Source organism: uncultured Demequina sp., from assembly GCF_913055775.1.
Classification (GTDB): domain Bacteria; phylum Actinomycetota; class Actinomycetes; order Actinomycetales; family Demequinaceae; genus Demequina.
In genome coordinates this window covers 1-7,052 of the sequence record NZ_CAJXJX010000133.1, presented here as the reverse complement: position 1 = coordinate 7,052, position 7,052 = coordinate 1, and the positions used below count along the sequence as shown (strand labels likewise).

Sequence of the window (7,052 nt, the reverse complement as noted above, 5' to 3'; positions counted from 1 at the left end):
CCCGCCTCACCGCCTCGCTCGACCGCGCGATCGCGCTGCAGGGCTGACGACCATGGCCGCCGCACCCGCCGTCAGCATCGCCGGACTGGAGAAGTCCTACGGGGATCTCGAGGTCCTGCGGGGCGTCGACCTGGAGATCGCGCGCGGCTCGATCACCGCGCTCCTGGGCGCGAACGGTGCCGGCAAGACCACGCTGGTCAGCGTGCTCTCGACACTGCTAGGGGCCGATGCGGGGGTCGCCACAGTGGGTGGCGCGGACGTGGCGACAGCGCCGGCCGATGCGCGGGCCGCTTCCAGCCTCACCGGCCAGTTCGCGGCGGTGGACGAGGTGCTCACAGGCCGCGAGAACCTCACCCTGGTGGCGCGCCTGCGGCGCGTCGAGGACCCGTCGGGGGTCGCGTCGCGACTGCTGGGGCACTTCGGGCTCGGGGACGCGGGCGAGCGTCGCGCGGGGACCTACTCGGGCGGGATGAAGCGCCGGCTCGACATCGCCATGAGTCTGGTGGGTGATCCCGCTGTGGTGCTGCTCGACGAGCCGACCGCCGGCCTCGACCCCGAGGGCCGGCTCGAGGTGTGGGAAGCCGTGCGCGAGCTGGCGCGCGGCGGCACGACCATTCTGCTGACGACACAGCAGCTCGAGGAGGCCGAGCGCCTGGCGGACCGCATCGCGATCCTGCACGAGGGCCGGATCCTGGTCGAGGGCACGCTCGCCGAGCTCAAGGAGCTCATGCCGCCGGCCCGGGTCGAGTACGTCGAGCGCCAGCCCAGCCTCGAAGATATCTTCCTGCACCTGACAGGACGGGGCCAGCAGACGGAGGAGCCGTCATGACCGTCCACGCGATCGCCGACAGCCGCACGCTCGCGACCCGCTCGCTTCGCCACATCGCGCGCAGTCCGGACACGATCATCACGACGGCGCTGATGCCGGTCGCGATCATGCTGCTGTTCGTCTACGTGTTCGGCGGCGCGATCGACTCCGGCGACGTGCCCTACGTGTCCTACGTGCTGCCCGGGATTCTGCTCATCACCACCGCCATGAGCGTGTCCTACGCGTCCTACCGGCTGTTCATGGATGTCCAGTCCGGGATCGTCGAGAGGTTCCGGTCCATGCCCATCGCGCGGACCTCGGTGCTGTGGGCTCATGTGCTGACCGCCCTGATCGCCACGGCCGTCTCGCTCGTGATCGTGCTGGGCGTCGCAGTCCTCATGGGCTTCCGGTCCGGTGCGGGCCTCGCGGCCTGGCTCGCGGTCGTGGGCCTGCTCGCGCTGCTGGCCCTGGCCTTCACCTGGTTCGCGGTCCTCGCGGGCCTCAGCGCGAGCTCGGTGGACGGCGCGAGCGCGTTCTCCTACCCGCTGATCCTGCTGCCGTTCATCAGCTCGGCGTTCGTGCCGACGGATGGCATGCCGGGGCCCGTGCGGTGGTTTGCCGAGCACCAGCCGGTCACGCCCATCGTCGACACGATTCGCGCGCTGCTCGCGCAGGAACCGGTCGGTGGTCAGGGCTGGCGCGCACTCGGGTGGTGCATCGCGCTCGCGGTGGGCGGGTGGGCGCTGGGAATCGCCGCCTGGCGTCGTCGCACCCGCTGACGCGTCCGCGCGCCCGATGCGCGGGTCGGGTCCCGTACGAGACCCCGCACGCGCATCGGCTCCGCGGCAGCCGCGGGTCAGGGCCAGCATCGTCCGCGAGGGGGATGCCGAACACGCCCTCCGCCTAGGTATGCTGGATCCGGACCCAATCGAGGAGGACCCTGTGGCCAGCCCCGTCTTCAGCTCCGACAAGGCATTCAAGCCTGGAGCGACCATCAACCAGGACGGTTCCACCGTCTCGGCTTCCGACCTGCAGTACCAGTTCGACCAGCCCAGCGCCGGGCCCGTCGACCGCGGTCGCATGAGCTACGAGGGCGTCATCGCCAAGACGTCCGGCATGATCATCCTCGCGTTCCTGACGGCCGTCCCCGGCTACATGTTCTTCAACTTCGCGGGCCTGATGGTCTCCGCGATCGGCGGCATGATCCTGGGTCTGGTGCTGGCCTTCAAGAAGACCACCACGCCCGCGCTCGCGATCCTCTATGCGGCCGTCGAGGGCTACTTCCTCGGATCGCTGTCGCAGTACATCGAGACGGCGTTCGACGTGCCTGGTGCTGCGCTGCAGGCGCTGCTCGCGACCGCGTGCACCTTCGCGGTGTGCCTGTGGCTCTACAGGTCGGGCCGTGTGCGCTACACGCCCAAGCTGCAGAAGTTCCTGATGATCGGCGGCATCTCGTATCTGCTGTTCTCGCTGGTCAACATCGGCATGATGCTCTTCGGCGCGACCGACTCCGCCTGGGGCCTGCGCACCGATGTCGAGATCATGGGTCTCCCCCTGGGCGTGCTCATCGGCGCCTTCGCCGTGATCCTGGGCTGCATCTCGCTCATCGGCGACTTTGATTTCGTCGACAACGGCGTCAAGAACGGCCTGCCTGCGGAGTACGACTGGAAGGCCGCTTTCGGCATCGTCGTCACCCTGGTGTGGCTGTACATTGAGTTCCTGCGCATCATCGCGATCCTGCAGGGCCGCAACTAGCGGCCGGTCACCCACCGCGACGCAAGCACACCACGCATGCCGAAGGACGACGACGACCTGACCGCGAAGCCCGGCGAGGATCCGTACGAGCTGAACTGGCCTGACGAGGACAAGGACGCGCGTTCGCAGCAGCGCGCGAACGAGGCGGTGCTCAACGAGAGGGCGCCCGTCGGCCGCGGCCTCTCCTCGCTGATCCTGGGCGTCCTCATCGTGCACTTGTTCGTGCTCGCGGTGACGGTCGCGTCGGGCGGCGTGAGCTTCTTCATCGAGATCGCCGCGCCGATCGCGATCGGCGGAGCTGTGGTCGCGTGGCCGGTGGGCCTGGTGCTCGATCGCGTGGTCCGCAACCTCCGGCCCGGCGTGGGCGAGACGGCCTTCGCGATCCTGGGCGGCGCGATCGGGTACGGCCTGACGTTCGGTGGACTCACCGTGCTGCAGGGCCAGTTCTCCGACATCGGCCAGTTCACGACGTTCCGCTCGCAGGCGTCGATCTACATGATGACCGCGACAGCCACGAGCCTCCTCGTCACCTACATGTACGTCGACAAACTGCGCCGCTACCCCAAGCAGGTGGCGATCCTCGGCGCCTTCGTGGGGCTCATGGTCGTGATGTCCCTGGTGACGATCGTGGTGGGCGGGGGCGCGGCCTGATGCCGCTGTTCGACCTCCCCGAGTCTGAGCTCCGCACCTACCGTCCCGACGTCCGCGAGCCGGCGGACTTCGACGAGTTCTGGGCGGCGACTCTCGCGCAGGCCCGCACCACGCCCATGGACGTCCTCCGCGCGCCCGCCCCGGTTGACCTGGCCGTGGTCGAGATCGAGGACGCCACCTTCCCGGGCTTCGGCGGCCACCCCATCCGGGCCTGGCTCGCGCGCCCGCGCCACGCCACGGGCCCGCTCCCGGCGGTCGTCGAGATCAACGGCTACGGCGGCGGGCGTGGCCTCGCGATCGAGCGGACCTTCTGGGCCACCGCCGGCTATGCGCACCTCTACATCGACTCGCGCGGACAGGGGGCGACGTGGGGCAGTGGCGGCGACACCGCGGACCCCGTGGGCTCGACTCCCGCTGCGCCCGGCGTCATGACCCGCGGAATCGAGAGCCGCGACCATTACTACTACCGCCGTGTCTTCGCCGACGCTGTCCGGGGCGTTGACGCCGCGCGCTCGCTGCCCGAGGTGGACGCGAGTCGAGTGGTCTTCCTGGGCGGATCGCAGGGCGGCGGCGTCGCGCTGGCGGTCGCGGGCCTGGTGCCCGACCTCGCCGGCGTGGTCGCCGAGGTCCCGTTCCTGTGCCACTTCGAGCGCTCGCTCGACATCTCCGGCGAGTTCCCGTACGGCGAGGTGGTGCAGTACCTCAAGGTCACTCGCGCCGACCGCGAGCAGGTCCTCGACACCCTGAGCTACTTCGACGGCGTCAACCACGCCAAGCGCGCCCGCGCTCCGTACCTGAGCTCGGTCGCGCTCATGGACCAGGTGTGCCCGCCGTCCACGGGCTTCGCGGCCTTCAACTGGTACGGCGACCGGGCCGCGACGCCGCCTGCCAAGCGCATCGAGGTCTATCCGTACAACGGCCACGAGGGCGGCCAAGCGCACCAGCAGATGCGCGAACTCGAGTTCGTGCGCGCCGTCACCGCGTAGGCGACCACCGCTGAGGCGACGCGGGCTCGCCACGGCGACCCGCGCATCGGCCGTCTGCAGGGCCGATGCGCCCGTCACCTCCCGCGGTCAGGCTCCGGCGGGTGCGTACCCCACCTGGCAGAAGCCGTGGTTGCAGTAGCCGCCCGGGTTCTTGTGCAGGTACTGCTGGTGGTAGTCCTCGGCGTAGTAGAACTGGCCGTCGCCGGCCTCCGATGCGCGCGCGATCTGCGTGGTGATCTGCCCGTAGCCCGACTCCGCGAGGCGCGCCTGGTACTGGTCGCGCGAGGCCTCGGCCGCAGCGAGCTGGGCGTCCGTCGTGGCGAAGACCGCGCTGCGGTACTGCGTGCCCACGTCGTTGCCCTGGCGGTTCGCGGTCGTCGGGTCGTGGTTCTCCCAGAACGCGGCGAGCAGCGTCTCGAGCGACACCTGGGCGGGGTCGTAGACCACCTGGACGGCCTCGGCGTGACCGGTCTGCGCGGTGCAGGTCTCCTGGTACGTGGGGTTCGCGGTCCAGCCTCCCATGTAGCCGGCGGCGGTCGAGTGCACGCCGGGGGTCTGCCAGAAGATGCGCTCGGCACCCCAGAAGCAGCCCATCCCCACGTACATCACCTCGAGCCCTTCCGGCCACGGTCCCTGCAGCGGCGTGCCCAGCACCACGTGACGGTCGGGCACCTCCAGCGCGACGTCGCGGCCCGGCAGGGCCTCGTCGGCGGTGATCATGCGCGTCTTGCTCGTTCCCAGCATCAGTGCTCCTCTCCTGGCAGAGAACGCACGCGTGGCGCGGCATGTTCCGCGCGCGCCACGGGAATCGTCAGTGCGGCGCGCTAGGCTCGCGCTATGCCCGATGAGCCGCGCGAGACCAAGCCGAAGTCCTCGGTGCTGTACACCGAGCAGCCATCGGTCGTCGACCGCGTGCCGGTGACACTGAGGGTCGCGGCGGCCTGGTCGTGGCGCATCGTGATCGTGGGCGTCGTGGTGCTCGCGCTGGCGTGGGTGTTCACGAGCCTCACCGCGCTGTTCGTGCCGCTCGTCATTGCGCTCATCATTGCAGCGCCCCTCGAGCGGATGGTCGCGCGGATGGCGCAGGCGCACATCCCTCGCTCGCTCGGGTCCATCCTCGCGATCCTGGCGATCATCGTGACTGTCCTGGGCCTCGGCACGCTGGCATCCACGTCCTTCGTCAACGACTTCGACCAGCTGCAGGAGGCAGCGGTCGAGGGCTTCGAGACGTTCGTGGCCTGGCTCGTCGACGGGCCGCTGGGCATCGATCAGGCGCAGATCGACGAGGTTGTGGGGAACATCGAGGGCTTCATCCAGGACAACGTGCTCGGCGTCGCGTCGGGTGCGCTGTCCGTGGGCTCCGCGATCGGCTCGCTGTTCGCCAGCACCATCATCGCCCTCGTCGCCCTGTTCTTCTTCATGCGGGACGGTCGCAAGATCTGGACCTGGACCGTGGGCCTGCTGCCCGACCCCGCGGTGGAGCGCGCGGACCACGCCGGCATGCACGCGTGGATCACGCTGCGGCGCTACACCCAGACCACGGTGTTCGTGGCCTTCGTCGATGCCGTGGGCATCGGCATCGGCGCCTGGATCCTGGGCGTCCCCCTCGCGCTGCCCATCGCGATCCTGGTGTTCCTGTTCTCCTTCATCCCGCTGATCGGCGCGACGCTCTCCGGCGCGATCGCGTCTCTCGTGGCGCTGGTGGACGGCGGGTGGACCACGGCCCTGATCATGCTGGCGATCGTGCTGGCTGTGCAGCAGATCGAGGGCAACGTGCTCTACCCGTGGCTGTTCGGCAAGGCCGCGTCCATCCATCCCCTCGCGGTGCTGCTGACCATCACCGCGGGAACGCTCACGCTGGGGCTGATCGGCGCGATCATCGCGGTGCCCATCGTCGCGACCCTCTACGCCTTCAAGCGGGGCCTCAGCCTGGGCGCGGCTGTCGACGAGGAGGACCCGCCGCCCATCACCTCCCAGGTGCCGGTCATGGCGACGCGGTCCAAGGAGGCCATCCGGCGTGCGCGCGAGCGCCTCACCCACACCGGCGAGATTCAGGTGCTCGACCAGGATGACCGCCCGGCCTCCTCCACGGACGGTGGTGCTGCGGCCCCTGCCGAGGAGGAGCCGCACAGCGAGCAGCTGCGCACGCGCCGTCCCGACGACGACTGAGCCCCGTGCGCTGCGACTACTACGACGCGCGCCAGTGCCGGTCCTGCACCTGGATCGAGACCCCCTACGCCCAGCAGCTCGAGGCCAAGAGGCGTCACGTCGAGGACCTGCTGGCGCCGGTCACACCCGACCTCCGCTGGCTGGCCACGGTCGCCAGCCGCGAGACGGGCTTTCGCACCAAGGCCAAGATGGTCGTCGCCGGGACCGTGGACGCACCCACGATCGGCATCCTCGACGCTCACGGCGAGGGCCAGGATCTGCAGGACTGCCCGCTGTACCCGGAGCCGTTGGCGGCCGCCTTCGCCCCCCTCGCGGCGTTCGTCACCCGCGCAGACCTCGAGCCCTACTCCGTGCCGCATCGGCGCGGCGAACTCAAGCACGTTCTGGTGACCGTCGCGCCCGACGGCGCGCTGATGGTGCGGTGGGTCCTGCGCTCCACCGAGGCGCTCGCACGGGTTCGCAAGCACCTGCCGTGGCTGCACGAGCAGCTGCCGCGCCTCGCCGTCGCCTCCGTCAACATCCAGCCCGCCCACGCGGCGATCGTGGAGGGCGAGCGGGAGATTCTCCTCACCGAGCGCGAGACGCTGGAGATGGACGTCAACGGCATCCCCCTGCACCTGCGCCCGCAGAGCTTCTTCCAGACGAACACCGAGGTCGCGGCCGCGCTGTACCGCCAGGCCGCT

General features: G+C 70.1%; 7 protein-coding genes and 1 pseudogene. 7 read left to right on the top strand and 1 reads right to left on the bottom strand.

The annotated features are described in order from the left end of the window. Positions 1 to 52: 52 nt before the first annotated feature. The 5 genes from QZ483_RS11700 to QZ483_RS11680 all read left to right on the top strand — a co-directional run bounded on the left by QZ483_RS11700 (position 53) and on the right by QZ483_RS11680 (position 4,200). Complete coding sequence (locus QZ483_RS11700; RefSeq protein ID WP_297084185.1) at positions 53 to 829, top strand: ABC transporter ATP-binding protein; 777 nt, start codon at positions 53 to 55, stop codon at positions 827 to 829. Further along, positions 826 to 1,587: an ABC transporter permease gene (locus QZ483_RS11695; protein WP_297084182.1), complete on the top strand. Its 762-nt coding sequence runs from the start codon at positions 826 to 828 to the stop codon at positions 1,585 to 1,587. The genes QZ483_RS11700 and QZ483_RS11695 overlap by 4 nt, the downstream gene beginning before the upstream one ends. A 163-nt stretch (positions 1,588 to 1,750) precedes the next feature. Further along, complete coding sequence (locus tag QZ483_RS11690; protein WP_297084180.1) at positions 1,751 to 2,563, top strand: Bax inhibitor-1/YccA family protein; 813 nt, start codon at positions 1,751 to 1,753, stop codon at positions 2,561 to 2,563. A gap of 36 nt (positions 2,564 to 2,599) precedes the next feature. Then, positions 2,600 to 3,214, top strand: a complete 615-nt coding sequence (locus tag QZ483_RS11685) for a hypothetical protein (RefSeq protein ID WP_297084178.1) — start codon at positions 2,600 to 2,602, stop codon at positions 3,212 to 3,214. Next, positions 3,214 to 4,200, top strand: a complete 987-nt coding sequence (locus QZ483_RS11680) for an acetylxylan esterase (protein WP_297084176.1) — start codon at positions 3,214 to 3,216, stop codon at positions 4,198 to 4,200. The genes QZ483_RS11685 and QZ483_RS11680 overlap by 1 nt, the downstream gene beginning before the upstream one ends. Positions 4,201 to 4,287: 87 nt before the next feature. Here the strand turns inward: QZ483_RS11680 and msrA are convergent, their stop codons facing one another. Further along, entirely contained in the window at positions 4,288 to 4,944 is a 657-nt protein-coding gene (msrA, locus tag QZ483_RS11675) for a peptide-methionine (S)-S-oxide reductase MsrA (protein WP_297084174.1), read from the bottom strand. 93 nt (positions 4,945 to 5,037) lie between these two features. On the opposite strand from msrA, the gene QZ483_RS11670 reads away from it, so the two are divergent. Both QZ483_RS11670 and QZ483_RS11665 read left to right on the top strand, forming a co-directional pair. Continuing rightward, entirely contained in the window at positions 5,038 to 6,369 is a 1,332-nt protein-coding gene (locus tag QZ483_RS11670) for an AI-2E family transporter (protein ID WP_297084172.1), read from the top strand. A 5-nt stretch (positions 6,370 to 6,374) separates the two neighbouring features. Then, positions 6,375 to 7,052: pseudogene (locus tag QZ483_RS11665) on the top strand (23S rRNA (uracil(747)-C(5))-methyltransferase); the annotation flags it as partial.